The 25,713-nt window shown below is 65.5% G+C and carries 25 protein-coding genes; 16 read left to right on the top strand and 9 right to left on the bottom strand.

Annotation, left to right across the window (positions count from 1 at the left end; all coding sequences use genetic code 11):
- The first annotated feature begins 253 nt into the window (after positions 1 to 253).
- The 3 genes from G7Z99_RS08130 (at position 254) to gdhA (ending at position 4,057) form a co-directional block, all read left to right on the top strand.
- Complete coding sequence (locus G7Z99_RS08130) at positions 254 to 673, top strand: hypothetical protein (protein ID WP_181093069.1); 420 nt, start codon at positions 254 to 256, stop codon at positions 671 to 673.
- A 156-nt stretch (positions 674 to 829) separates the two neighbouring features.
- Positions 830 to 2,497: an energy-dependent translational throttle protein EttA gene (ettA, locus tag G7Z99_RS08125; protein WP_181093068.1), complete on the top strand. Its 1,668-nt coding sequence runs from the start codon at positions 830 to 832 to the stop codon at positions 2,495 to 2,497.
- A 219-nt stretch (positions 2,498 to 2,716) separates the two neighbouring features.
- Complete coding sequence (gene gdhA / locus G7Z99_RS08120; RefSeq protein WP_181093044.1) at positions 2,717 to 4,057, top strand: NADP-specific glutamate dehydrogenase; 1,341 nt, start codon at positions 2,717 to 2,719, stop codon at positions 4,055 to 4,057.
- A 209-nt stretch (positions 4,058 to 4,266) separates the two neighbouring features.
- On the opposite strand, the gene G7Z99_RS08115 is transcribed toward gdhA, so the two are convergent.
- The 3 genes from G7Z99_RS08115 to G7Z99_RS08105 all read right to left on the bottom strand — a co-directional run bounded on the left by G7Z99_RS08115 (position 4,267) and on the right by G7Z99_RS08105 (position 7,264).
- Complete coding sequence (locus G7Z99_RS08115) at positions 4,267 to 4,755, bottom strand: GreA/GreB family elongation factor (protein WP_181093043.1); 489 nt, start codon at positions 4,753 to 4,755, stop codon at positions 4,267 to 4,269.
- 91 nt (positions 4,756 to 4,846) lie between these two features.
- On the bottom strand, positions 4,847 to 6,700 hold the full coding sequence (locus tag G7Z99_RS08110) for an Lnb N-terminal periplasmic domain-containing protein (protein WP_181093042.1): 1,854 nt from the start codon (positions 6,698 to 6,700) through the stop codon (positions 4,847 to 4,849).
- A 75-nt stretch (positions 6,701 to 6,775) separates the two neighbouring features.
- The gene (locus G7Z99_RS08105) at positions 6,776 to 7,264 is read right to left on the bottom strand and encodes a DUF3015 domain-containing protein (protein ID WP_060392543.1); all 489 of its coding nucleotides are present in this window, start codon (positions 7,262 to 7,264) and stop codon (positions 6,776 to 6,778) included.
- Positions 7,265 to 7,517: 253 nt separating this feature from the next.
- On the opposite strand from G7Z99_RS08105, the gene G7Z99_RS08100 reads away from it, so the two are divergent.
- The 5 genes from G7Z99_RS08100 to G7Z99_RS08080 all read left to right on the top strand — a co-directional run bounded on the left by G7Z99_RS08100 (position 7,518) and on the right by G7Z99_RS08080 (position 12,483).
- Positions 7,518 to 9,956 (top strand): Lon protease family protein, encoded by a 2,439-nt coding sequence (locus G7Z99_RS08100; protein ID WP_181093041.1) that lies wholly within the window; start codon positions 7,518 to 7,520, stop codon positions 9,954 to 9,956.
- A gap of 162 nt (positions 9,957 to 10,118) precedes the next feature.
- On the top strand, positions 10,119 to 10,457 hold the full coding sequence (locus G7Z99_RS08095) for a PA4575 family protein (protein ID WP_060392545.1): 339 nt from the start codon (positions 10,119 to 10,121) through the stop codon (positions 10,455 to 10,457).
- A 99-nt stretch (positions 10,458 to 10,556) separates the two neighbouring features.
- Entirely contained in the window at positions 10,557 to 11,045 is a 489-nt protein-coding gene (locus tag G7Z99_RS08090; RefSeq protein WP_144939451.1) for a TIGR00645 family protein, read from the top strand.
- Between the two features lie 429 nt (positions 11,046 to 11,474).
- Positions 11,475 to 11,780 carry a DUF6482 family protein gene (locus G7Z99_RS08085; protein ID WP_181093040.1) on the top strand — a complete coding sequence of 102 codons (306 nt, stop codon included), beginning with the start codon at positions 11,475 to 11,477 and terminating at the stop codon, positions 11,778 to 11,780.
- Positions 11,781 to 11,865: 85 nt separating this feature from the next.
- Positions 11,866 to 12,483, top strand: a complete 618-nt coding sequence (locus G7Z99_RS08080; RefSeq protein WP_060392548.1) for an FKBP-type peptidyl-prolyl cis-trans isomerase — start codon at positions 11,866 to 11,868, stop codon at positions 12,481 to 12,483.
- Between the two features lie 84 nt (positions 12,484 to 12,567).
- On the opposite strand, the gene G7Z99_RS08075 is transcribed toward G7Z99_RS08080, so the two are convergent.
- The 3 genes from G7Z99_RS08075 to G7Z99_RS08065 all read right to left on the bottom strand — a co-directional run bounded on the left by G7Z99_RS08075 (position 12,568) and on the right by G7Z99_RS08065 (position 14,395).
- The gene (locus tag G7Z99_RS08075; protein ID WP_181093039.1) at positions 12,568 to 12,813 is read right to left on the bottom strand and encodes a PA4570 family protein; all 246 of its coding nucleotides are present in this window, start codon (positions 12,811 to 12,813) and stop codon (positions 12,568 to 12,570) included.
- Between the two features lie 150 nt (positions 12,814 to 12,963).
- The gene (locus G7Z99_RS08070; protein ID WP_181093038.1) at positions 12,964 to 13,302 is read right to left on the bottom strand and encodes a zinc ribbon domain-containing protein YjdM; all 339 of its coding nucleotides are present in this window, start codon (positions 13,300 to 13,302) and stop codon (positions 12,964 to 12,966) included.
- A 124-nt stretch (positions 13,303 to 13,426) separates the two neighbouring features.
- Positions 13,427 to 14,395 (bottom strand): polyprenyl synthetase family protein, encoded by a 969-nt coding sequence (locus G7Z99_RS08065; RefSeq protein WP_181093037.1) that lies wholly within the window; start codon positions 14,393 to 14,395, stop codon positions 13,427 to 13,429.
- 245 nt (positions 14,396 to 14,640) lie between these two features.
- On the opposite strand from G7Z99_RS08065, the gene rplU reads away from it, so the two are divergent.
- From rplU to G7Z99_RS08040, 5 genes are all read left to right on the top strand, one after another.
- Complete coding sequence (rplU, locus tag G7Z99_RS08060; RefSeq protein ID WP_060392552.1) at positions 14,641 to 14,955, top strand: 50S ribosomal protein L21; 315 nt, start codon at positions 14,641 to 14,643, stop codon at positions 14,953 to 14,955.
- A gap of 36 nt (positions 14,956 to 14,991) precedes the next feature.
- On the top strand, positions 14,992 to 15,249 hold the full coding sequence (gene rpmA / locus G7Z99_RS08055) for a 50S ribosomal protein L27 (protein ID WP_060392553.1): 258 nt from the start codon (positions 14,992 to 14,994) through the stop codon (positions 15,247 to 15,249).
- A gap of 206 nt (positions 15,250 to 15,455) precedes the next feature.
- Positions 15,456 to 16,679 (top strand): Obg family GTPase CgtA, encoded by a 1,224-nt coding sequence (gene cgtA, locus G7Z99_RS08050; RefSeq protein ID WP_181093036.1) that lies wholly within the window; start codon positions 15,456 to 15,458, stop codon positions 16,677 to 16,679.
- Between the two features lie 162 nt (positions 16,680 to 16,841).
- On the top strand, positions 16,842 to 17,960 hold the full coding sequence (gene proB, locus G7Z99_RS08045; RefSeq protein ID WP_181093035.1) for a glutamate 5-kinase: 1,119 nt from the start codon (positions 16,842 to 16,844) through the stop codon (positions 17,958 to 17,960).
- Positions 17,961 to 17,970: 10 nt separating this feature from the next.
- Entirely contained in the window at positions 17,971 to 18,432 is a 462-nt protein-coding gene (locus G7Z99_RS08040; RefSeq protein WP_181093034.1) for a CreA family protein, read from the top strand.
- A 358-nt stretch (positions 18,433 to 18,790) separates the two neighbouring features.
- Here the strand turns inward: G7Z99_RS08040 and mksF are convergent, their stop codons facing one another.
- From mksF to mksB, 3 genes are read right to left on the bottom strand one after another with little or no spacing between them, the layout of a single operon-like run.
- Complete coding sequence (gene mksF, locus G7Z99_RS08035; protein WP_181093033.1) at positions 18,791 to 21,634, bottom strand: Mks condensin complex protein MksF; 2,844 nt, start codon at positions 21,632 to 21,634, stop codon at positions 18,791 to 18,793.
- Positions 21,631 to 22,305 carry an Mks condensin complex protein MksE gene (gene mksE, locus G7Z99_RS08030; protein WP_181093032.1) on the bottom strand — a complete coding sequence of 225 codons (675 nt, stop codon included), beginning with the start codon at positions 22,303 to 22,305 and terminating at the stop codon, positions 21,631 to 21,633. Before mksE ends, mksF begins: the two co-directional genes overlap by 4 nt.
- Positions 22,295 to 23,572, bottom strand: coding sequence for an Mks condensin complex protein MksB (gene mksB / locus G7Z99_RS08025; protein WP_181093031.1), 1,278 nt, complete (start codon positions 23,570 to 23,572; stop codon positions 22,295 to 22,297). The genes mksE and mksB overlap by 11 nt, the downstream gene beginning before the upstream one ends.
- Before the next feature lie 169 nt (positions 23,573 to 23,741).
- Here mksB and G7Z99_RS08020 point away from each other — a divergent pair, with 169 nt between their 5' ends.
- Genes G7Z99_RS08020 through can form a run of 3 tightly spaced genes read left to right on the top strand, consistent with a single transcriptional unit; the run spans position 23,742 to position 25,674 of the window.
- Complete coding sequence (locus G7Z99_RS08020) at positions 23,742 to 24,539, top strand: energy transducer TonB (protein WP_181093030.1); 798 nt, start codon at positions 23,742 to 23,744, stop codon at positions 24,537 to 24,539.
- Positions 24,532 to 24,987: a ribosomal protein S18-alanine N-acetyltransferase gene (gene rimI, locus G7Z99_RS08015; RefSeq protein WP_181093029.1), complete on the top strand. Its 456-nt coding sequence runs from the start codon at positions 24,532 to 24,534 to the stop codon at positions 24,985 to 24,987. The genes G7Z99_RS08020 and rimI overlap by 8 nt, the downstream gene beginning before the upstream one ends.
- A gap of 33 nt (positions 24,988 to 25,020) precedes the next feature.
- Entirely contained in the window at positions 25,021 to 25,674 is a 654-nt protein-coding gene (gene can / locus G7Z99_RS08010; protein ID WP_181093028.1) for a carbonate dehydratase, read from the top strand.
- Positions 25,675 to 25,713 lie beyond the last annotated feature (39 nt).

Raw genomic sequence — 25,713 nt, 5'->3', positions numbered from 1 at the left:
AGGCGGGTTTCGCGGACGGACGACTGCCGGCCCGGCCGGGGCGCTAGCATGCCCGCAATTGTGGCAAAGTGCCAGTGGCCAGCGGGGGCAAATCGTGGCGTTCGTCGGGTGCGGGTTTCGGGATGAGGCGCGACCTGTGCGAAAATGCGCGCGCTTTCGGTGCTGCGGCCAGCCGACGGAGCAACGGGTACCATCCCGGCCCTGTCCTTGCCGCACCACCTGCTTTGTTCATGAATGCTTGGAGATGTACGGTTTGGTGACTCATTACTCCCTCAATGGCCTCGACGCCGCCTGCGGGCGCAGCAGCGCGACCTTGCTCGGCACGGCCGACGCGGCTTCGGTTTCCTGCAAGTCATGCCAGCGCAGCCTGGCGCGACCGGCCGCCGGCACCGCCAGCGTGCGCAAGTCGCCTTCGCTGGCCGACCTGCGTCAGTCCGTGAGCCGTGAAGCGCCTTCGGCCACCTCGACCGTCACAAAGCCGTCTGCCGCGTCTGGCCGCGCCACCCAGGTCGTCGCCACACCACGCCCCGTCACCAGGGCGCCTGTGACCGATGCCACGCCCTCGAGCGCCGCTGGCGGTGTCAGCGTCAAGGCCGCCTGGGCGCTGAAACTGGCCGCCCAGCGCGACCGCTGCCGGCTGCCACGCGGCAAGGCAGGCCAGCGGCAGGTCTGACCACCACGCCCGGCGTGTCCTTCTGTGCAAGGGCGCGTCTTGGCGTAGAATGGACGCCTTTGTCCACCGATATTCTGTACACGGCCCTTCCCGCTGGCCTGTCACCGGGCCGGGATCGTCGTCGATGTCTTCACCTATCTGAGAGAGGGCTTGGTTTTGGCTCAATACGTCTACACCATGCATCGGCTGAGCAAGGTCGTGCCGCCGAAGCGGGAAATCCTGAAAAACATCTCCCTGTCGTTCTTCCCGGGCGCCAAGATCGGCGTACTGGGCCTGAACGGCGCGGGCAAGTCCACCTTGCTGCGCATCATGGCCGGGGTCGACAAGGAGTTCGACGGCGAAGCCCGTCCGATGCCCGAGCTGAACGTCGGCTATCTGCCCCAGGAGCCCCAGCTGGACCCGAGCAAGACCGTGCGCGAGGTGGTCGAGGAGGCCGTCAGCGTGATCAAGGATGCCCAGGCGCGCCTGGACGAGGTCTATGCCGCCTACGCCGAGCCGGACGCCGACTTCGACAAGCTCGCCGCCGAGCAGGCCAAGCTCGAATCGATCCTGCAGGCCGCCGACGGCCACAACCTCGAACGCCAGCTCGAAGTGGCTGCCGACGCCCTGCGCCTGCCAGCCTGGGAGGCCAAGATCGAGCACCTGTCCGGTGGTGAGAAACGCCGTGTGGCCCTGTGCCGCCTGCTGCTCTCGGCCCCCGACATGCTGCTGCTCGACGAGCCGACCAACCACCTGGACGCCGACTCGGTCGCCTGGCTCGAGCGCTTCCTGCACGACTTCCCCGGCACCGTGGTGGCCATCACCCACGACCGTTACTTCCTCGACAACGTCGCCGGCTGGATCCTCGAACTGGACCGTGGCGCGGGCATTCCGTACGAAGGCAACTACTCGGGCTGGCTGGAAGCCAAGTCCGATCGTCTGGCGCAGGAGTCCAAGCAGCAGAGCGCCCACGAGAAGGCCATGAAGGAAGAGCTGGAGTGGGTGCGCAAAGGCGCCAAGGCTCGTCAGTCCAAGTCCAAGGCCCGTCTGGCGCGCTTCGAGGAAATGCAGTCGCAGGAATTCCAGAAGCGCAGCGAAACCAACGAGATCTACATCCCGGCCGGTCCGCGCCTGGGCGACAAGGTCATCGAGTTCAAGAACGTCAGCAAGGGCTATGGCGATCGCGTGCTGATCGAGAACCTGTCCTTCGCCATGCCCAAGGGTGCCATCGTCGGCGTCATCGGCGGCAACGGCGCGGGTAAATCGACGCTGTTCCGCATGCTGATGGGCAAGGAGCAACCGGACTCCGGCAGCATCGAGATCGGCGAAACCGTCCAGCTGGCCTGCGTCGACCAGAGCCGCGAGGACCTCGACGGCAGCAAGACCGTGTTCCAGCAGATCTCCGACGGCTCCGACCAGATTCGCATCGGCAGCTACGAGATCCCGTCGCGCACCTACGTCGGCCGGTTCAACTTCAAGGGCGGCGACCAGCAGAAGTTCGTCAAGGACCTCTCCGGTGGTGAGCGTGGCCGCCTGCACCTGGCCCTGACCCTGAAGGAGGGCGGCAACGTCCTGCTGCTCGACGAACCGTCCAACGACCTCGACGTCGAGACCCTGCGTTCGCTGGAAGAGGCCCTGCTGGACTTCCCGGGCGCGGCCATCGTGATTTCCCACGACCGTTGGTTCCTCGACCGCGTGGCCACCCACATCCTGGCGTACGAAGACGACTCCAACGTGGTCTTCTTCGAGGGTAACTACACCGAATACGAAGCCGATCGCAAGAAACGCCTGGGCGATGCCGCAGCGCAACCGCACCGTGTGCGTCACAAGAAGCTGGCGCAGTAAGCGTCCATCGCCGATGGATGAAAATGGGGCCTTGATGGCCCCATTTTTGTGCCTGAAAGCGACATGATTCGGCACTTTTGGCGCCTCCTCTGGCATACAGTTACAGAAATGCACCAAAAAATTTCATAAAAACGACATCACGCCCTGTTGCGGTGCGAAAGGTTCTTGCTACAGTCGAGGAAACCAACAACTACAATCCCGACGTGGTGAGATGCCTCCATGACTGAATCTGTCGACGATTTCCTGGCCCGCCTCAAGCAGCGCGACCTGGCCCAGCCCGAATTTCATCAAGCGGTCGAAGAGGTGCTGCGCACCCTCTGGCCGTTTCTCGAAGCCAACCCGCATTACCTGAACGCCGGCCTTCTCGAGCGCATGGTCGAGCCGGAGCGCGCCGTGCTGTTCCGCGTGTCCTGGGTCGATGACCAGGGCAAGGTCCAGGTCAACCGCGGCTACCGCATCCAGATGAACAGCGCCATCGGCCCCTATAAAGGTGGCTTGCGCTTCCACCCGTCGGTGAACCTGAGCGTGCTCAAGTTCCTGGCGTTCGAGCAGGTCTTCAAGAACTCGCTGACCTCGCTGCCGATGGGCGGTGGCAAGGGCGGCTCGGACTTCGACCCGAAGGGCAAGAGCGACGGCGAGGTCATGCGTTTCTGTCAGGCGTTCATGAGCGAGCTGTACCGTCACATCGGTGCGGACGTGGACGTTCCGGCGGGGGACATCGGGGTCGGCGCTCGCGAGATCGGTTTCATGTTCGGGCAGTACAAGCGCCTGGCCAACCAGTTCACCTCGGTGCTGACGGGCAAGGGCATGAGCTATGGCGGCAGCCTGATCCGCCCGGAAGCCACGGGCTACGGCTGCGTGTACTTCGCCGAACAGATGCTCAAGCGCCGGCAGCTGAGCTTCGACGGCCAGCGCGTGGCCATTTCCGGTTCGGGCAACGTGGCCCAGTATGCGGCACGCAAAGTCATGGACCTGGGCGGCAAGGTGATTTCGCTGTCCGACTCCGAAGGCACGCTGTATTGCGAATCGGGCCTGACCGAGGCGCAGTGGGATGCGGTGCTGGAATTGAAGAACGTCAAGCGCGGGCGGCTCAGCACGTTGGCGGCAGCATTGGGGCTGGAGTTCCGCCAGGGGCAGACGCCATGGTCGCTGCCGTGCACCATCGCCCTGCCGTGCGCCACGCAGAACGAACTCGACGTCCAGGCTGCCCGTACCCTGCTCGGCAATGGCTGCCTGTGCGTCGCCGAAGGCGCGAACATGCCGACGACCCTCGAGGCCGTGGACCTGTTCATCGACGCCGGCATCCTGTTCGCGCCGGGCAAGGCCTCGAATGCGGGCGGTGTGGCCGTCTCGGGCCTGGAAATGTCGCAGAATGCCATGCGCCTGCTGTGGACCGCCGGGGAGGTGGACAGCAAGCTGCACGGCATCATGCAGTCGATCCACCAGGCGTGCGTGCACTACGGGGAAGAGGCCGATGGTCGCGTGAACTACGTCAAGGGTGCCAACATCGCCGGGTTCGTCAAGGTGGCCGATGCCATGCTGGCGCAGGGTGTGGTCTGACCGTAAGGCGAAAGACGTGAAACGCAGGGGCCGCACCGCGGCCCCATCGCGGGCAAGCCCGCTCCCACAGAGCGGGGGCAATCCTCAGGTCGTCATAGGCATGGCGCCGGGCCCTGTGGGAGCGGGCTTGCCCGCGATGAAGCCGACGTCGGTTTCGCCTGAACACAGGGCGCCGACGCCCTGCGACTCGCTTGTGCAAGACCTGCCTGCTATTCGATGGCGACGATCTCGATCGTCTGGTCGCCTGCCGGCCTGCGCCATCTCACTTCATCCCCCGCGGCCGCGCCCAGCAGCGCCCGCCCCAGGGGCGATCCCCAGTTCACCCGCCCTTGCGCGGCATCGGCTTCGTCTTCGCCGACCAGTTGCACCGCATGCTCGACACCATCCTCATCGAGGAAGCGCACCCGGTTGCCGATCTGCACCTTGCCGCCGGGTGTCGGTGCAGGCACGACCTGGGCACTCTGCAAGCGCGCGGTGAAATAGCGCAGGTCGCGCTCGCTGTCGGCCACCTGTGACGTGTCCACCGCGTCCCCGTGTGCCAGCAGCGCGCTGCGCTGCGCCGACAGTTCGGCCACGCGCTGCTGCAACTGGGCATATCCATTGGCGGTCACCTGGTTGGGCTGATCGCTGATGCGTCGCTCCACCGGCGGGTTGGCCTGGGCGGCCGCCTGGTCTTCGTTGACGAATGCGCGACTCATGTTGACCTCCTGATCCTTCGAACGACGTTGCGCACCGCCTGGCGTAGACGATGCGCTTCGTTGGTTGGACCCACCCGCGCGCCATTGTGCTTCAGTAGTGATACCACTTCATTTCCAGCATCACTTCGTTCTGTGCCGACGCCAGGTGGCTGAACTCGCGCTTGGCACTCAGGCGCAGGCCCAGGTTGCGGGAAATTTCCCACTGCTGATTCAGGCTCAGGCTGCGACGCACTTCGCCATTGGTGAAGAAATCGCCCTTGGCCTCCAGGCTCAGGTTGCCCAGGCCGTTGCGCCACAGCACGCCACCATTGAACCCGGTGGCGGGCGAGACGAACTCGGCGAAGTCGTTGTGGTGCTCGAGGCGCACCGTGCCCAAGGCGAAGCCCAGCACATCCTCGCCCAACTGCCAGGTACCCCCGGCGCCGCCATTGACGTGGCTGACCAGCACCTCGTCGTCGTGCTTGCCCGGCACGCGCTCCAGCCCACCGGCCACTTGCCAGGACCACGGCTTGAGCAGGTCGTTGCGTGGCGTCAGCGAGCGGATCGTGGCCAGGTCCAGCCGTTGCACCTGCCACTCGTTGCCTTCGTACTGGCGCACCTTGAGCTGCAGGATCTCGATCTGCGCGCCCAGCGGGAAGCCGTAGGCGTTGTCGTTGAGGTCATGGTAGGCCATGCGCAGGCCATACTCGGCATAGGCGCGATCGTCACGGGTACCGACGCCCAGCTGCCAGGTGCGCGACTGGTGACCTTCTTCCGGCAGGCCGGGCCTTTCGACTTCCAGCGGCGGTGGCGGGTTGCGGTTGATCGCCCGCAACAGCTCGAAGCTGCGTGCCGCCTGGGCCGGGTCGCGCTCCTGGCCATTGGCGCGGTAGCGCTCCAGGCGATAGGCCGTGTCCTGGATCAAAGCCTGACGCTCGCGGGGCAGGGCGGTGAAGGCCGGCGCCTGCAGGTGCTGGGTATCGGCGCTCAGGGCCAGCACCTGCTGGGTCTCGTCGGCATCGAGCGGTTCTGCGCGGGCCAGCAGCTCGCGTTCGCGGGACGGTCGATAACGGGTGTCGGCCACCAGCCCCGCCTGCTTGACCGCCTTGACGGTGTCGGTCGGGATGGCGGTGAGCGGGAACTGCGACGTCAGGTCCAGGCTGGGGCGTGCCACTTGCAGCAGCTCCAGCAGACGGTAGGAGCAGTTCTCGTCGAAGAAGAAATAGTCGAACTGCACCTGCCGCAGCTCCCAGACGTGCTCGACCATGCGCCCGGTCTCTTCGGGCGTCAGGTTCAGCTGGTACTCCCACAGGTCACGGTTTTCCAGGCTGCGGTACTCCGACAGCTTGGCCTGGTAGGGCATCAGGGCGAACAGCCCGGGGTAGCCACCGGCCAGGCCTTTCCAGGCATACAGGATGCTGTTGTCGTTGCCTTCGATGTAGGCGCCGAAGTTGATGGCATAGCTGAGCAGCGAGGTCTGGTTGCTGTGCGTGTCGGCCTGGTCGATGCGCAGCAGGGTGTGCCCGAACATCGACGACGGGCTGTTCAGGTAGGCCGCCGGGAAGATCAGGGCGGCGCTGTGCGGAGCGACATCGTCGTACCAGGTCCGGTAATCGCTGCAGACCGGCTGCGGCAGGTCGCGCAGGGCGAGCTGCTCGCGCAACCAGCGGGTGCGCGCCGGAAACACGCATTGGGCGTGCCGGTTGCCCAGGCTTGCCGGGGCATAGAGGGCCTGCACCGTGGCGTCGAGTTCACGCTCGGGGTGGTGAGCGCCATCGTCGGCCAGGAAGAATTTGGGATCGTCGACATAGCTGCGCCAACCGCCGAGCTTGCCACTTTCGTAGTGCCCCAGGGCAATCCAGTAGGGCAGGGCGGCGAGCTGTTGCAAGCGAGCGTGATCGATGGAGGGTGCGGCATGCAGCGAGGGGCTGACGCTGAGCGCCAGCAGGCAAAGGCGTTTGAGCATGTCGGGCAACTAGTCAGGAAAGTGCCGATAGAATGCACGAACCCGCCCTGTCGTGCAGGGCGGGTTGGGCAGGACTCAGGCCTCGGTCGCGTACTTGGCCAGTTGCGGGTCGTTTTTCAGGACAGCCAGGGTGTTGGTATGAACGGTTTCAGCAGTCGCGTCGGCGCTGCTGAAGATCTGCTGGAAGTGGTCGTGGGTCACGGCCGCGAAGCGCTCGCGGTCCTGAGGGGCCACGCCCATGACCACGGCGTAGGTGGTCAGGGCTTCGCCCTGGCCCTGGGCCATGTCTTCGGACAGTTCGTTCATCATGCCGTTCATGGCCAGCCAGGACTTGCCGCCGTAGGTCAGCGCGGAGTTGGTCGAGCAGCCGTTGGTGCCGGAGGTCATGCCGAAGGTGGCGTTGCCCGAGGTGCCGTTGGTGGTGGATGCCAGGAAGTGGGCAGGGGTGCCACGCTGGCCTTCGAACAACATGTTGCCCCAACCGCAGTTCGGACCACCTGGCGCTTCGGCCATGGCGTTGATCGAAACGACGGTGAACAGCGTACCCAGAAGAATCCGTTTCATAGCTTTGTTCTCTTTATCAGTAAACATGCCAAAGGTCATGGACCCGACAACATCGGCTGCCGGATGGGGCAAGCGATTCGCCTTCCCGCGCAAGTTGGAGTTTAGGCATGTTCCAAAGGTTGCGTACCGGGATGTGAAAATTTCCTTGAACGCACGGCCCTTGCGTCGGTGACATAAAGCGTCTCGGCACCTTGCAAGGCGCGCGCATGCGGCGCCAGAATGCCGTCATCTGCCCGCGAACCAAGGAAGCCCAATGCCCGATTCTGTCGCTGCGAGTCTGCGTCTTGAACCTCATGCCCTGACCCGGCGTTTTTCCGCCGACCAGTTTGCTTTTTCGAGTACCGACGACCTGGAGCCGTTTCGAGGTGTGCTGGGCCAGGAGCGTGCGGTCGAGGCCTTGCAGTTCGGCGTGGCCATGCCGCGCCCTGGGTACAACGTGTATGTGATGGGCGAGCCGGGGACCGGTCGCTTCTCCTTCGTCAAACGCTACCTGAACGCCGAAGGCAAGCGCCAGCAGACGCCGGCCGACCGCGTCTACGTCAACAACTTCGACGACCTGCGCGAGCCGCGTGCCCTGGAATTGCCGGCCGGTAGCGCCCATGCGTTCATCGCCGACATCAACACGTTGATCGGCAACCTGGTGGCGACCTTCCCGGCCGTCTTCGAACACCCCTCGTACCAGCAGAAGAAGGGCGCCATCGACCGCGCTTTCAATCAGCGTTATGACCGCGCCCTGGACATCATCGAGCGCGCGTCCCTGGAAAAGGACGTGGCGCTGTACCGTGACGCCAGCAACGTCGCTTTCACGCCGATGAGCGACGGCAAGGCACTGGACGAGGCCGAGTTCGCCCAGTTGCCCGAGGCGGTGCGCGAGCAGTTCCACCAGGACATCGCGGCCCTCGAGGAGCGCCTGAACGAAGAGCTGGCCAGCCTGCCGCAGTGGAAGCGCGAATCGAACAACCAGCTGCGCGAGCTCAACGAAGAGACCATCACCCTGGCCCTGCAGCCGCTACTGGCGCCGCTGTCCGAGACGTACGCGGAAAACGCAGCCGTGTGCGCCTACCTGCAGGCCATGCAGCTGAACCTGCTGCGTACCGTGGTCGAGCAGCTGGTCGACGACAGCAAGACCGACGCTGCGGCGCGCAAGCTGCTCGAGGACCAGTACGCCCCGAGCCTGGTGGTCGGCCACCCGGCCAAGGGCGGCGCACCGGTGGTGTTCGAGCCTCACCCGACCTACGACAACCTGTTCGGGCGTATCGAATACAGCACCGACCAGGGCGCACTGTCGACCTCCTACCGGCAATTGCGGCCGGGGGCCCTGCACCGCGCCAATGGCGGCTTCCTGGTGCTGGAAGCTGAGAAGATGCTGGGCGAACCGTTCGTCTGGGAGGCGCTCAAGCGTGCCTTGCAGTCACGCAAGCTGAAGATGGAGTCGCCGTTGGGCGAACTGGGCCGCGTGGCCACGGTGACACTGGCGCCGCAGGTGATCCCGCTGAGCGTCAAGGTGGTGATCATCGGGTCGCGACAGCTCTACTACGCGTTGCAGGACAACGACCCGGAGTTCCAGGAGATGTTCCGGGTGCTGGTCGACTTCGACGAAGACATGCCCATGCTCGACGAGAACCTCGAGCAGTTCGCCCAGCTGTTGCGCACGCGCACCAACGAGGAAGGCATGGCGCCGCTGACCGCCGATGCGGTCGCACGCCTGGCGACCTACAGCGCGCGCCTGGCCGAGAACCAGAAGCGCCTGTCGGCGCGGATCGGCGACCTGTTCCAGCTGGTCAGCGAAGCGGACTTCATCCGCCAGCTGGCCAACGACGCCACCACCGACGCAGGGCACATCGACCGCGCCCTGCGCGCCAAGGCCACGCGTACCGGGCGGGTGTCGGCACGGATCCTCGACGACATGCTCGCCGGGATCATCCTGATCGACACCGACGGCGCGGCCATCGGCAAGTGCAATGGCCTGACCGTGCTCGAAGTCGGCGATTCGGCCTTTGGCGTCCCGGCGCGGATCTCGGCCACCGTCTACCCCGGCGGCAGTGGCATCGTCGACATCGAGCGCGAGGTCAACCTGGGGCAGCCGATCCACTCCAAGGGCGTGATGATCCTCACCGGCTACATGGGCAGCCGCTATGCCCAGGAATTCCCGCTGGCGATTTCCGCCAGCATCGCGCTGGAACAGTCCTACGGCTACGTGGACGGAGACAGCGCCTCGCTGGGCGAGGTCTGCACGCTGATCTCGGCCTTGTCCAAGACCCCGCTCAAGCAATGCTTCGCCATCACCGGCTCGATCAACCAGTTCGGCGAAGTGCAGGCGGTCGGTGGCGTCAACGAGAAGATCGAAGGGTTCTTCCGGCTGTGCGAGGCCCGTGGCCTGACCGGTGAGCAGGGCGTCATCATCCCGCGCGCCAACGTCGCCACGCTGATGCTCGACGAGCGGGTGTTGCAGGCGGTGGAGGCGGGGCGTTTCCATGTCTATGCGGTCAGCCAGGCCGACGAGGCCCTCAGCCTGCTGGTGGGCGAACCGGCCGGCGCGCCGGACGATCAGGGCGAATTCCCCGAGGGCAGCATCAACGCCCGCGTGGTCGAGCGCCTGCGCGTCATCGCCGAGATGGTGAGCGAGGAGGACATCAAGGAAGCCGAGAAGGACCGGCTCGAGGAGGCCTTGGCACAGGCTCAGCCCCAGTAAGTCAGAGCCAGGCTCGTGGCGCGGACGGCTCGACCGTCTGGCGCCAGGCTCGCGGCTTCGCGACGCCTCTTCTATGCTCAGGTCACGACGTCCTCGGTCTCCAGGCAGGAGGCCGCCTGCCCCTTGTCATGGATCTGGGGCCTGAACGAGGGAGACGCGACCATGCGCAACCTCAGCTTGACCCGCCAGTGCCTGGGCCTGGTGACCCGTATCGAGTGCAGCATTCGCCCCCTGGCCGGCGACACCGGCCTGTGGACATTGCTGTTCGCCGCTGGCATGGCCGGTGAGCAACCCTCGGCGATCAAGGCCCAGGGCCCGTTCCACGGCCCGCAGGTCGCTGAATCGGTGCTCGATGCCATCCTCGAGAGCCTGACCGTGCATGGCTACGAAGTCGCTGAGGGCCCGCAGATCTGGTGCACGCACCTGCAGGCCCAGCTGCGCCGCATCAACGGCGAACGCTGCCGTCACCTGGGCGACTACCAGTTTCACCCCGACGCGTGAGCCTCGAGGGCTGCGGCACAGCAGCGCAGGCTTTCTCTGAAGGGGACGGGGTGGCTATACTCGCGCTCGTTTTTCGCCCTCCACGAGTATGACGCTGCAATGGAACGTATCCTCGAAAACGCGATGTATGCCTCGCGCTGGCTGCTCGCACCGATCTATTTCGGTCTTTCCCTGGGCCTGCTGGCCCTGGCGCTGAAGTTCTTCCAGGAAGTGATCCATGTCCTGCCCAATGTCTTCGCCCTGAGCGAGGCCGACCTGATCCTGGTGATCCTGTCGTTGATCGACATGTCGCTGGTCGGTGGCCTGCTGGTGATGGTCATGATCTCCGGCTACGAGAACTTCGTCTCGCAACTGGACATCGACGAGAGCAAGGAGAAGCTCAACTGGCTGGGCAAGATGGACTCGTCCTCGCTGAAGATGAAGGTCGCCGCCTCGATCGTGGCCATCTCCTCGATCCACCTGCTGCGGGTGTTCATGGATGCTCAGAACATCACCACCGACTACCTGATGTGGTACGTGATCATCCACATGACGTTCGTGGTCTCGGCGTTCGTGATGGGGTACCTGGACAAGCTGACCAAGCATTGAGAAACCGCTGCGCACCCGTGATCGGGGGCGCTGACGTCAGAGCCGGCTTGCCAGCCACAGGGCCGACCCATTCAGCGCCTGCCCCGCAGGCCTGCACGTCGAACCGCCTTGCGAGTCCGACAGGCCGACGCAATCCTCTGTGGGAGCGGGCTTGCCCGCGATGCAGGCGGTGAAGGACCGGACGCTATCGCGGGCAAGCCCGCACACAAGGCTCTGACAGCTGGTCTCACTGCAACGTGGTCATGGGGGAGCGACCCTGGAAATCGATCGGCGATAAAGCCTCCGAGCCCTGCCGGTGATCGTCATGTGCTCTGTGCGACAGCGCAGCGCCAGGGCAAGGGGCGGACTCCCACTGCAACACCGCATGCCCGTTGTCCTTTCTCTCGAATCCTGGCAACAATGCCCCTCCCACTCCAGCGAGGGCGTCCCATGAACCTTCAGCAACTCGACCTCGAGATCCAGGCCGGCCGTGTCCGCGAACTGAACGTGATCTCCATCGAGGGCGGCGACTACCTGCTCGAGGCCCTGATCGACGAGCGTGTCTGTCCGATCAAGGACACAGGCGGCACACGCTTGCGCGCACGCTCGGTCGAGCACATTCGCCAGCTGGTGCAGACGCTTCCCGATGTCCCGATGCACCTGGTCCACCCGTCGGCCTACGACGAGATGTGCGGCCTGGGCGAACACCCGCGCAACGTGCTCAAGGTGCCGATCTCGCAACGGTCGGCCTGGTAGCTGATGCGTCACCCGCAGTGTGCTAGGCTGCGGGCCCATTTCATCAGGGGCGCAGCGTGCTGACGCCCCGCAGCGGAGCACGTGCATGTCCGAAATCAACCTGTCCACCGACGAATCCCGCGTCAGCTACGGCATCGGCCGTCAGCTGGGTGGCCAGCTGCGCGACAACCCGCCACCGGGCGTGAGCCTCGAGGCGATCCTGCTGGGCCTGACCGATGCGTTCAACGGTCAGGACAGCCGTGTCAGCGAAGCCGACCTGTCGGCCAGCTTCAAGGTCATCCGCGAAGTCATGCAGGCCGAAGCTGCCGCCAAGGCCGAAGCCGCAGCAGCCGTGGGCAAGCAGTACCTGACCGACAACGCCACCCGTGAAGGTGTGATCACCCTGCCATCGGGCCTGCAGTACGAAGTGCTGGCCACCGGCGACGGCGCCAAGCCAGGCCGTGAAGCCACCGTGCGCACCCATTACCACGGCACCCTGATCGACGGGACCGTGTTCGACAGCTCCTACGAGCGCGGCCAGCCGATCGAATTCCCGGTCACGGGTGTAATCGCAGGCTGGACCGAAGCGCTGCAACTGATGAACGCCGGCAGCAAATGGCGCCTGCACGTGCCGAGCGAGCTGGCCTACGGTGCCCAGGGCGCAGGCAGCATCCCGCCGCACAGCGTGCTGGTGTTCGACGTCGAGCTGCTCGACGTTCTGTAAGCTTCGAGCGAGACGGGTCGGCCGATCGGTGTTCGATCGGGCCGGCCTGGTTCCGGCCTGGGCAGGCAGGTGACGCAACGTCACTCAGTGCCAGTGGTGCCCGCCAGGCCGCAGTGCGCGGGCGTAGCTGAACAGGAACAGGTTCCTGACCATTTCCTTGAGGGCACTCGGTTCGCTGGAGTTCAGGCAGCCAAGGTCCAGGTCGCCCTGTTCACGCAGCTCGTCGAGCGCTTCTTCCTCGAGCACGGCGCACACACGGCCGGTCTCTCGGTGCAGGATGCGCAGGTAAGGGTGAGGGCGGTCCAGCCAGGCATCGATCAGGTAGGTCATGAGAGGTCTCCTCGAAAACACGTTCCGATGAGAATAATTCTTATTCGCTAAATAGCAAGCCCCTATTGGCGTTTTTCATGTCGCCCTGCCGGGTGCCCCTTGCGGGACGATCAGGGGCCACCGGGTCGGCAGCCCTTGCCGGCAGAGGCCTCAGACCTTGCGCACGAACTCAGACTTCAACTTCATCGCACCGATGCCGTCGATCTTGCAGTCGATGTCGTGGTCGCCATCGCACAGGCGGATGTTCTTGACCTTGGTGCCGACCTTGACCACCAGGGACGAGCCCTTGACCTTGAGGTCCTTGATCACCGTGACGGTGTCGCCGTCCTGCAGGACGTTGCCGACCGAATCCTTCTTCACCACCTCGTCAGAGGCTTCGTCGGACGCGACGGCGGACCACTCGTGGGCGCACTCGGGGCAGATCAGCTGGGTGCCATCCTCGTAGGTGTATTCGGAGTTGCAGTGGGGGCAGGGTGGCAAGGTGCTCACGGGGGTTCCTCGAAGGTGGGCGAAAAAAGGCGCACATTATATGAGGTTTTGCCCGCGAAGGGATACGCCCGTCATGATCGATCAGGCGTACAGGCGGTCTCGGGCAGGCCGAGACGCGGCAGGATCAGTGCGTACGGGCGACGGCGAACTCGCTCAGTTCCACCAGGGCATCGCGGCATTCGCTGGCCGGCAGCACTTCGAGGCAGGCAATGGCGCGGGCCACGTAGTCGCGCGCCAGGCGTGCGGTGTAGTCCAGGGCGCCCGAGACCTCGACCGCGGCTCGGATGCGCTCGAGGTCTTCGAGGCCGCCTTTCTGGATCGCCTGACGGACCAGCGCGGCCTGTTCGGGCGAGCCTTCACGCATGGTGTAGATCAGCGGCAGGGTCGGTTTGCCCTCGGCCAGGTCGTCGCCGACGTTCTTGCCCAGGGTGTCGGAGTCGCCCTTGTAGTCGAGCAGGTCGTCGACCAGCTGGAAAGCCACGCCCAGGTGGTCACCGAAGGTGCGCAAGGCTTCGCACTGCTCGGCGCTGGCGCCGGCCAGGGCCGCGGCACTGTGGGTGGACGCCTCGAACAGCATGGCGGTCTTGCCGCGGATGACCTCCATGTAGACCTCTTCGGTGGTGCTGGCATCGCGTACCCGCGACAGCTGCAGCACTTCGCCCTCGGCGATCACCCGGGTGGCCCGGGAGAGGATCTGCATGACCGGCATGGAGCCCAGCTCGACCATCATCTCGAACGAGCGCGAATAGAGGAAGTCGCCGACCAGCACGCTGGGTGCGTTGCCCCACAGGGCATTGGCGGTGGAGCGGCCACGGCGCATGCCGGACATGTCGACCACGTCGTCGTGCAGCAGGGTGGCGGTGTGCAGGAACTCGATCGTCGCTGCCAGCAGACGCAGGTCGTCGCCCTCGCGGCCCAGGGCCTTGCCACAGAGCAGCACCAGCAAGGGCCGCAGACGCTTGCCCCCGGCCGACGTGATGTAGTCGCCGATCTTCGATACCAGCGGCACGCGTGACGTCAGCTGCTGCTTGATGATCTCATCGACGGCGCTGAAATCTTCGGCCACCGCGCGATAGAAGGTCTGGGGTTGCATCGATTGCTCCATTGAGGTTGCGCGGCATGCTAGGTCGCAGGTCCCGGTGTGTCAAGGCACGCGGGGCAGGGCGGCGGGGCGAGACTTGCGTGCCGGCCACCGGTTGCGTACAATCGCGCACCCTAACTTTCCTGGGCAGCACCTGCCTTACGCAATTGCACCGGGCCGTTCCAGCCCCGTGCAGCCATGCCAGCCAATACTTATCCCATAAAGCGCTGGGTGAGCAGGATTATCGGAGAAATACCATGTCTTACGCAGTAATTGTTACCGGTGGCAAGCAATACAAAGTCGCCGAAGGTGAATACCTGAAGATCGAGAAGCTCGAGATCGCCACTGGCGAATCCGTGACCTTCGATCGCGTTCTGCTGGTTGCCAACGGTGACGACGTCACCATCGGTGCACCCGTCGTCGCCGGTGCCAAGGTCGTTGCCGAAGTCATTTCGCAAGGCCGTCACGACAAGGTTCGCATCATCAAGTTCCGTCGTCGTAAGCACCACATGAAGCGCATGGGCCACCGCCAGTGGTTCACCGAGATCAAAATCACCGGTATTCAGGCTTAATCGCCTCGAACCCTGAATTTTTTGGAGAATTGAACCATGGCACACAAAAAAGCTGGTGGTAGTACCCGTAACGGTCGCGACTCAGAATCGAAACGCCTGGGCGTGAAGATGTACGGCGGCCAGGTCATCAAGGCCGGCAACATCATCGTGCGTCAGCGCGGCACCCAGTTCCACGCCGGTTACGGCGTTGGCATGGGCAAGGATCACACCCTGTTCGCCAAGATCGAAGGCGTGATCAAGTTCGAGAAGAAAGGCGAGTTCAATCGTCGTTACGTGAGCGTCGTCGCGGCCTGATCGCGTTGTCGCTGGAAAAGCCCCGTCACGCGACGGGGCTTTTTCGTTTCTGCGGAGCCTCTTGCAAAGCTGTTTGTATGGGCTGCCGGCGCTGAGAGTGACCACACAGGCCACCACGGTCGTTGACGGGGTCGCCGCGCTCAATTTTGCAAGAGCCTCATGTTCTTGAGTCATTTCACCTCGTCCACCGACGAGAGGCGGTTTTTATGAAGTTTGTTGACGAAGTATCGATTCGGGTCAAGGCCGGTGACGGCGGTAATGGGTGCATGAGCTTCCGTCGTGAGAAGTTCATCGAGAACGGCGGCCCCAATGGCGGCGACGGCGGTGATGGTGGGTCGGTCTACATGGTCGCCGACGAAAACCTCAACACCCTGGTCGACTACCGCTATACCCGTCACCACGAGGCCCAGCGCGGCTCCAATGGCGGCAGCACCGATTGCACCGGCAAGAAGGGCGAGGACCTGTTCCTGCGCGTACCGGTCGGCACCACGGTGATCGACGCCACCACCCAGGAAGTGATCGGTGACCTGATCGCGCCGGGGCAGAAGCTGATGGTCGCTCAGGGCGGCTGGCACGGTCTGGGCAACACCCGTTTCAAGTCCAGTACCAACCGTGCGCCGCGCCAGACCACGCCGGGCAAGCCAGGCGATCAGCGCGACCTGAAGATGGAGCTCAAGGTGCTGGCCGACGTCGGTCTGCTGGGCCTGCCGAACGCTGGCAAGAGCACCTTCATCCGGTCCGTCTCGGCCGCTAAGCCGAAGGTCGCCGACTACCCGTTCACCACCCTGGTGCCGAACCTGGGCGTGGTCAGCGTCGACCGTTGGAAGAGCTTCGTCATCGCCGACATTCCCGGCCTGATCGAAGGCGCCTCGGACGGTGCCGGCCTGGGTATCCGCTTCCTCAAGCACCTGGCGCGTACCCGCGTGCTGCTGCACCTGGTCGACCTGGCGCCGCTCGACGAGAGCAGCCCGGCCGATGCCGCCGAGATCATCGTCAACGAGCTGACCCGCTTCAGCCCGTCGCTGAGCGAGCGTGAGCGCTGGCTGGTGCTGAACAAGGCCGACATGATCATGGACGACGAGCGCGACGAGCGCGTCAAGGAAGTGGTCGAGCGCCTGCAGTGGGAGGGGCCGGTCTACGTGATCTCGGCCATCGCCAAGCAGGGCACCGAGCAGCTCAGCCACGACCTGATGCGCTACCTCGAGGACCGCGCCGACCGCCTGGCCAATGACCCGGCCTACGCCGAAGAAATGGCCGAGTTGGATCAGCGCATCGAAGACGAGGCTCGCGCCCAGTTGCAGGCCCTGGACGATGCCCGCACCTTGCGCCGTACCGGTGTGAAGAGCGTGCACGACATCGGTGACGATGACGATTGGGATGACTTCGAGGACGACGAGGACGGCCCGGAAATCATTTACGTGCGCGACTGACCGGTTGCAGTACACTGAACGCCGCGCCTGGGTGCGTGGTGATCGGTCGAGGTTGGCTGGCCCGGCGGGACATTCCCGCGATGGCCGGCCGTTCGAATCCTCGCTCCGACACCACGCCCAGGCGCGGCGTTTTGGTATCTACACGACATAGGTTGGAAGAAGATGCGAGACAAGGTGACGGGCGCGCAGCGCTGGGTCGTGAAGATCGGCAGTGCCCTGCTGACCGCCGATGGCAAAGGTCTGGACCGCGGCGCCATGGCCGTCTGGGTCGAACAGATGGTCGCCCTGCGTGACGCGGGCGTCGAACTGGTCCTGGTGTCCTCCGGGGCCGTGGCCGCGGGCATGAGTCAGTTGGGCTGGACCCAGCGACCGAGCGCGATGAACGAGCTGCAGGCTGCCGCCGCGCTGGGCCAGATGCGCCTGGTACAGGCCTGGGAGTCGAGCTTCGGCGAGCACGGCAAGCACACCGCGCAGATCCTGCTGACCCATGACGACCTGTCCGATCGCAAGCGCTACCTGAACGCGCGCAGCACGTTGCGCACGTTGGTCGAGCTGGGCGTGGTGCCGGTGATCAACGAGAACGACACCGTGGTCACCGACGAGATCCGCTTCGGCGACAACGATACCCTGGCGGCGCTGGTGGCCAACCTGGTCGAGGCCGACCTGCTGGTGATCCTCACCGACCGCGATGGCATGTACACGGCCGACCCGCGTCACAACCCCGATGCCCAGTTGATCCACGAAGCCCGTGCCGACGATCCGGGCCTGGATGCCGTGGCCGGCAGCACGGGCGGCGCCCTGGGTCGCGGTGGCATGCAGACCAAGCTGCGGGCGGCGCGGCTGGCCGCTCGCTCGGGCGCCCACACCCTCATCGTCGGCGGTCGCCTCGAGCGCGTGCTCGACCGTCTCAAGGCCGGCGAACGCCTGGGCACCTTGCTGTCGCCAGAGCGCGGCATGCTCGCGGCGCGCAAGCAGTGGCTCGCGGGGCATTTGCAGACACGCGGCACCCTGGTGCTCGACGCAGGCGCCGTGCAGGCCCTGCGTCAAGCCAACAAGAGCCTGCTGCCGGTCGGCGTGAAGGGCGTGCAGGGCAGCTTCCGCCGGGGTGAGATGGTGGTGTGCGTCGATACCGACGGCCAGGAGGTCGCCCGTGGCCTGGCCAACTACAGCGCCGCCGAGGCGCAGAAGATCATCGGGCAGGCGTCGGATGCCATCCAGGCCGTGCTCGGCTATGCGGCTGAACCGGAACTGGTGCACCGCGACAACCTGGTCCTGGTCTGAGGAGGCCATCATGCTGAAACCCCTGTTTGCCCTGGTGCTGTTGGCCGGTGTGTCCTCGATGGCCGGTGCCGAGGAGATCGGCCAGGTCTCGACGGTGTTCAAGATGGTCGGGCCGAACGACCGGATCGTGGTCGAAGCGTTCGACGACCCCAAGGTGGAGGGAGTGACCTGCTACCTGTCGCGGGCCAAGACCGGTGGCGTCAAGGGCGGGCTGGGCCTGGCCGAAGACCGCGCCGAGGCGTCCATCGCCTGCCGTCAGGTCGGGCCGATTCGTTTCAAGGGCGAGCTGAAGGATGGCGACGAAGTCTTCAAGCAGCGCACCTCGCTGGTGTTCAAGACCATGCAGGTGGTGCGCTTCCTCGACAAGAAGCGCAACACCCTGGTGTACCTGGTGTACAGCGACCGTGTCGTCGAAGGCAGCCCGCAGAACGCCGTGACGGCGATCCCGATCGTGCCGTGGCCACAGCAGTAAGCATGCCGGGCTAGACGAGGCAGCTGACTCTACAGTCCTGGCGGGGTTGATGGCGCTCGGCCCAATGTACCGGCAGGGGCCGCTCACCCGTCGCACCAGTACAGGCAATCGCGGTCCCCTGTGGGAGATTCTATGGTTTCCACCAAGTGTGATGTGGGCCCGGTGGGCCCAATCGCGGCCGGTCCGGCGCCCCGGCAGGGGCCGCTCCTGCACCCGTAGCTGCACCACGGCATCACAGGCAATCGCGGTCCCCTGTGGGAGCGGCCCCCGTGCCGCGATTGGGCCCGTCAGGGCCCACAGAATCAGCCACTCGATTCTTCTGAAGAGGAACGGCGCCTTCTCAGGCCCCTGAGTCCTGTCAGCCCGGCATCGCCTCCTCTTCGACGCCCCACACGTCCTCTGCCTCACCCACCTGCACGTCCAGGCGACTGATGTACTTCCAGTCCGCTTCGTCGAGGTAGATCCCGTTCGGCCCGCTACCGCCTTCCAGGTCGATCGCCACCCGCGCCGACACCTGCGGCTTCACGCTCGCCAGGATCGGCACGAAGCCCAGTTGCTGGCTGGTCTCGAGCAGCGCCGTCTGGTTGCGCTCGTCGATGTCCGCCGCCTCGTCGAGGTAGTAGGGCAGGCGCACGCGCCCGGCCAGGTCGCGGTCCATCAGGTGCAGCAACAGGTACATGTTGGTCAGCGCCTTGATGGTCATGGTGGTGCCATTGGAGGCCGCGCCGTCGATGTCGGCGTGGATCACCGGCTGGCCGTTGACCTTGGTGATCTCGAACGCCAGCTCGAACAGGTCCTTGAGCCCCAGCTGGTTATGATTGGCGGCGACCAGGCGCGCCAGGTACTCCTTGGCTTCCTCGTTCTTGTGGTCCTGTTCGGCCGTATGGCTCAGGTCGAACACCGACAGCGTCTCGCCTTCCTCGTACTGACCGGCGCTGTGGATGATCTGGTCGATGTGCCTGAGGGCATCCTTGTTCGGTGCCAGCACCACGCGGAAGCTCTGCAGGTTGGACACCTGCCGCTTGTTGATCTCGCGGTTGAACAGCGCCAGCTGGTGCTCGAGGCTGTCGTAGTCGCTGCGGATGTTGCGCAAGGTCCGCGCGATGTCGGTGACCGCCGCGCGGCGGGCCTTGGCCAGGGTCAGCGCCTCGTCGCCACGGTGGGCATAGGCATTGATCAGCAAGGTCAGGCGACGCTCCATGTCGTCCTCGCTGTCGAACTTGGCCACGCCCTTGAGGCGCACCTGGGCGTACAGCGCCTCGATCTGGTTGTCGACCCGTTGCAGCCCTTGCCAGCTGTCCTGGTAGTCATTGAGCAGCGGGAGCAGGTTGTCCAGGCTGTCGTCCACCGGCTCCAGGTAGGGTGTGCCGAACGGCAGGTCGGCTGGCAGCAGCTGGCGACGGCGCAGGGCATCGTCGAGGGTCCGCTGACGCGCCTCGAGGTCGGCCAACTGCCGGCCGACCAGTTGCAGCTTGGTCGACAACTGCTGCACGCGCTCGGTGAAGGCATCGCTGGAGCGCTTGAGCTCGTCCTGTGCCGCCTCGAGCTGGGCCAGGTGCTCCAGCTTCTGGGCTTCCTCGGCGCCCAGGGTCTGGGCGCGGCGATAGTCTTCCAGGGCCTTCTGTGCATCCAGCACCGCTTGGTACAAGGCGTCGGTCTGGGTCTTGCTGGCGGTCCGGTCGGCGCTGACCGCCTGCTGGGTCTGCAATTGGCGCAGCTCTTTCTCCAGGCGGTCCTTCTGCTCACGCAAGGCGGCGCGGTCGACCAGTGCACGCAGCGCTGGCGGGTCGACGTGCGACAGGTCGATCGACAGGCCGGGTGCCTCGAAGCGTTCGCCGTTGAAACCTTCGAGCACGCCTTCGAGGGTCTTGACCCACTGCTCGTCGTCGTCCAGCGCCAGGCCCGCCTGGCCCAGGGGCAGGCTGAAGAGGGCGCCGTTGAACAGGCGCATCAGCCGCTCCAGGTCCTGCTGGGAAAATGCCTCGCGCAGGCGGGCGTAGCTGTTGTTGTCGGCATGATCGAGCTGCTGGCGGACCGACTTGAGCCGCGCCTGCACATCCTGCACCCGCTGATCGAGGTCCTCGGCGCTGAACTGACGGGACTGCGCCAGGGCGCCGGCCAATTCGTCGTGGGCATCCTTGGCGACCAGCAGTTGCTGCTCCAGCCCCCTGACGTCGTCCACCAGCGCGAACCGGTGCTTGAGCGCCGACAGCTCGCCCAGCCAGCGCTGCACACCGGTCAGTTCGCGTTCCAGGCGCATCAGCTCCTGGGTGCTGTTACGTTGGGTGTTCTGCAGGTTGTCCTGTTCTTGCTGGTAATGCTCGGCCTGGATGACCAGCTCTTCCTTGCGCGCGGCGGCGTAGTCCTGCCAGGTGCCGAGCAGGTGGTCGAGCAGGGGCGAGAGCCGGTGCAGCTTGCCGCGCAGCACATCGCGCTGGGCCACGCCGTTGGCCAGCGACTCGACCAGTGGCCCGGCGATGACCAGGGCGTTGTAGTCCTGCTCCATGCGCCGCACGTCGCGGAACGCTTCTTCGCAGGCAGCGATGTAGTCGATGCTGCCCGAGCGCAGGCTGTGCTCGAACGCATCCAGGAACAGCTGCTTGAGCTTGGCGGCGGTGATCTCGCGCATGTGCAGCAGGTTGATGAACAGGGCGCGGAAGGTCTTGAGGCTGTGCTCGCTGGTCGAGCGCAGCGGGATCAGCGTCAGGTCGAGCGGGACCGAGGTATGCCCGCCGACCAGCAGGCGGCGCAGCTCGTCGGGCTTGAGCTCGTAAGCCTTCAGGCCATGGCGGTCGAGGTTGGCGAACAGCTCCTTCTGCCGCAGGCAGGTGTCGTCGCGCTGGTAGTGAGCCAGGTCCAGTTCGCCGGCGTAGGCGAAGAACTGGTGACCGAAACCACCGCCCGGCCCACGCCCGACCACGCCGATCACATGGGGGCCGTGGGGCAGGTTGAGCTCGCAGAGGATGTAGCTGGTGTCGCTGGCGAAGTAGAAGCGGCGCGACTGCTCCAGGCTGTACTTGCCGAAGCTCATGTCGGACATGCGTGCCAGGATCGGGAACTGCAGCGCGTTGATCGACGCCGACTTGCCCAGGTTGTTGGCGCCGTACACCGACAGCGGCTCTTCCAGCGGGAACACGCCCAGGCTGTAACCGGCCGTGTTGAGCAGGGCGAAGCGGCGGATCCCGTAGCGGTCCTGGCTCATGGGCAGGTCTCCTGCTGTTCTTCGGCGATGGCGCGGGCCAGGGCCTCGTCTTCACTGTCATCCAGCGCATCGAGGCCGGTCAGTCCGTCGTCTTCGGCCAGTACCGGGGTCGGCAGCGGCAGGTCGCTGTGCAGCGTGGCCGCCAGGTCGCGGTCCTGCTGGACCGACAGGCAGACGTCGAGAAAGCGATGCATCGGCGGCAGGAAGCGGTACAGCCCGCCTTCCTCGTGGGCAAAGCCCAGTTGGGTCATGCGTCGCAGGATCTTCTCTTCCAGGTCCTCGACGCTCTGCACCTCGGCCTGGATGAACAGGTCGCGGTACTTGTCCAGCAGTGCGGGCAGTTCGTCGCGGCCCAGGCTGCCGCCGTCGAGCACGGCGAGGGGGTCACGGCCCTGGTCGGCCAGGTGTTCGACCAGGATGAAGGTCATCAGCGACAGGCGCTGAGCCGTCTTGTTGACGTGGGCGGCGGCCTGTTCCGGGACGAAGTAGTAGAAGCCACGGGTATCGCAGACCAGCTCGAAGCCCAGCGCCTTGAACAAGGCCCGGTAGGCGTCCTGGAACGTCGACAGCTGAGCGTACAGTTCCGGGTCGCGGCGGCTGATGTGAAAACCCTTGTACAGCTCGCGGAACAGAGGCGCGAGCTGGGACAGTTCGGAAAGATCAAGATGCATGGGCAGGGCCTGGCGTGGCGTCGGGCGAAGGCGCGCGACGGGAGGTCAGGGCGAACGAGCGCAGGCTGACCTTGTGTTCATGGGTGACGTAGTCGCGGCGCTCGAGCCGTTCGCGCTGGAAGCGCTTCTCGCGCGAGAGGCGCGAGAACCAGTACAGCAACTCGTCGGTGTCGCCCTCCGGCTCCTGCTCGAGCAGCCAGGCCATCAGGTCGGGCAGCGGCAGGGCCTGCTCGCAGCGGTCGAGCATTTCCTTGACCGTGCGTGGTGCCTGGGCGGGGGTGTTCTTGTCGGTCTTGTGTGCCTTGGGGAAGCGCGCCGGCTTGGGCTCGAAGCGCGCCAGGGCATAGACGTAGGCCTCGACCTGGCTGGCGCTGCCAAGAAAGGTGCTCTGCGGTCGTGTGAACAGCGGCACGGCAGCGTGGGGCAGGGCGTCGAGCCCCTTGCGCCGGATCACCGCCAGGGCCAGCGCCGCGCCACGGGTCACGGTGTTGTGCCGGCGGGCCTCTTCGCGCAGGGGCAGCAGCAGTTCGCGGGCGTGACGCAGGGTCAGCTGCGCGCTGGTCTGCATCTCCAGGATCCGCGCGTGGGTGCGCAGCAGACGGTCGTCGTCGATCAGGTGGCCCAGGCGCGCCTGCTCGCTCAGCAAGTGCAGCAGCACGGCCTCGACCTTGCGCACGCCTTGCTCGAAGGCGCCGTCGGCGTTGACCAGCTGGATCATCGGCTCGACGTATTCGTCCCAGGTCGCCAGCACCTCGGCGTAGCGCTGGCGCAACGGGATCTGCCGGTCACGGGTCTTGGCGCGCTCGGCCACCGCCACCAGTGCCTGCTCGTCGTTGTCGAGCTTCTTCAGCACGTCGCGCACGCGCATGTCGAGCAGGCGCAGTTGCCGGGCCAGGTCGTCGCGGTCGCGGGTCTCGAAGGCATCCTGGATGTGCCCGGCCAGGCGTTCGAGGTGACGCAGGTAGGCCTCGATCTCCAGGCACAGGCCAAGCCGATGCTCGCGGCGCAGGTAGGCCAGAAAGTCATGGATCTGCGCATTCAGCTCGAAACGGTTGGGGCTTTTCGCCACGGGCATCAGGATGTCCAGGCGGATCCACACGTCCAGCAGGTGGGTGATGTCTTGCGGCGTCGTGTCGCCTGACTGACGGGCCAGGTGCTGGCGCAGTTCCACCAGGCTCAGGGTGCCCTGGTCGAAACGTGCGCACAGCGGTTCGAGCAAGGCCCAGTGCTCGGCGAGGGCGCGCAGGACGCGCTTGGGTTCGATCATCGACGGTCGGGCTCGCTGCCAGGTCAAAAAGCGCCGATTGTACTGTATCGGAGGGGCAGGGTTTCACCCCCTGGTCGTTACGGCGGGTTTCCCATCGATCCAGTGCGGCACACGCGTGGCAACGGCGGTAGAATGGCCGACCGTTTTCTGACCCTGGATGACCCGTGCCGTGCTGACCGAGTCTCGCCGCCGCGCTTATTTGAACGCCATGCAGGTGGTGCACTGGCTGCCGCGCGCCGAACTGCCGTTCGCGGCGCCGTCACGGCCCGCGCTGCTGCTGCCGGTGGCGCTGCCGAGCGCGCCCGATGCGCCGAGCGTCGAACCCGTCGCCGTGGTGGCGCCTGCGCCGCGTCCAGTGGCCACGCCACAGGCCCGTGGTGGCGAGCGGCCGAAGATCGAGGTCCCGCGTCCTGCCGCGCTCGCCAAGCCTGCGCCGTCAACGCCCGCCGAAGCGCCCAGCCCTGCGCCCCGCCCGGTGCAGGCGCCGCCACCGCGCTTTGCCCTGCAACTGCTGCGCGCAGGCCGTTGCCTGCTGCTGGTGGAGCTGGCCACCGGTCAGCCGTTCCAGAGTCGCGATCCGTCCTACCTGCTGCTCAAGGACCTGTTGCGCGCCGCCGGTTTGTCGGACGCCCCGCAGATCATCGGCGAGCCGGTCCGCTGGCCACTGCTGATGCGCGGTAACCTCGACCAGGGGCCCGAGGCGGCGCAGGACTTCGTCCAGGGGTTCATCCAGGCGCGCCTCGAAGAGTCGCCCTGTGCCTGCCTGTGGCTGATCGGCCTGCCCGCGATCCGTTTCGCCGGGCAGGCCGACGAGCAGGCGTATTACCGTGAAGTGCCGATCGACGGCCTGGGCGATGCCTGGGCGTTGCCGGGTCTTGAAGTGTTGATGGACGAGCCGCAGCGCAAGGCGGACGTCTGGAAAGCCATGCGCCAGCTGATGGCGCGCTGGAAAGCCTCGAATGAGTGAATCGATCAGTTTCCGCCCGATGACCGAGGCGGATCTGGATGCCGTGTTGAAGATCGAATATGCCGCCTTCAGCCATCCCTGGACCCGCGGTATCTTCCAGGATGCGCTCAAGTCGTACGAAGTCTGGTTGATGTTCGACGGCCAGCAACAGGTCGGGCATGGGGTGATCAACGTGATCATCGACGAGGCGCACCTGCTGAACATCACCGTCAAACCCGAGAACCAGGGGCGTGGGCTCGGCCTGCGCCTGCTCGAACACCTGATGGCACGGGCCTGGGCACTGAACGGGCGGGAATGCTTTCTCGAAGTGCGGGCCAGCAACCAGTCGGCCTACCGCCTGTACGAACGTTATGGCTTCAACGAGATCGGTCGCCGACGCGACTATTACCCCGCGCCCGGTGGTCGCGAGGATGCACTGGTGATGGCCTGCACCCTGTTCGACGCCTGACCCGATGACCTGATGCATTGACGAGGCACGACCATGCATGACTTGCAGGAACTGATCGACAACAACGCTCGCTGGGCCGACGCGATCAACGCGCGTGACCCCGAGTTCTTCGCCAAGCTGGCGCGCCAGCAGGCGCCGGAGTTTCTCTGGATCGGCTGCTCCGACGCCCGGGTGCCGGCCAACGAGATCGTCGGCATGCTGCCGGGCGACCTCTTCGTGCACCGCAACGTGGCCAACGTGGTGCTGCACACCGATCTCAATTGCCTGTCGGTGATCCAGTACGCGGTGGACGTGCTCAAGGTCCGGCACATCCTGGTGACCGGGCACTACGGGTGCGGGGGCGTGCGCGCGGCGATGCAGGATCGCCAGTTCGGCCTGATCGATGGCTGGCTGCGCTCGATTCGCGACCTGTACTACGAGAAGCGTGGCGAGCTGGCGGCGCTCGACGGCGAGGAGGCTCGCGTCGACCGCCTGTGCGAGTTGAACGTGATCCGACAGGTGGCCAACGTGGCGCACACCAGCATCGTCCAGAACGCCTGGCACCGCGGCCAGCCCCTGTCGATCCACGGGTGCATCTATGGCATCAAGGATGGCCGCTGGAAGAGCCTGGACACCACCATCGAGAAGCTCGAGCAAGTGCCTGCGCAGTACCGGTTGCGGCCGGTAGAGGCAGGCACGAGCGGGTGATGCGTGCCGGCCAGGACCAGGCTCTGGCCGGCAGCCCCT

This window comes from Pseudomonas entomophila, from assembly GCF_013523165.1.
GTDB lineage: Bacteria > Pseudomonadota > Gammaproteobacteria > Pseudomonadales > Pseudomonadaceae > Aquipseudomonas > Aquipseudomonas entomophila_A.
The sequence above is the reverse complement of the archived record's forward strand: the minus strand, read 5'-3'. Positions and strand labels throughout refer to the sequence as shown.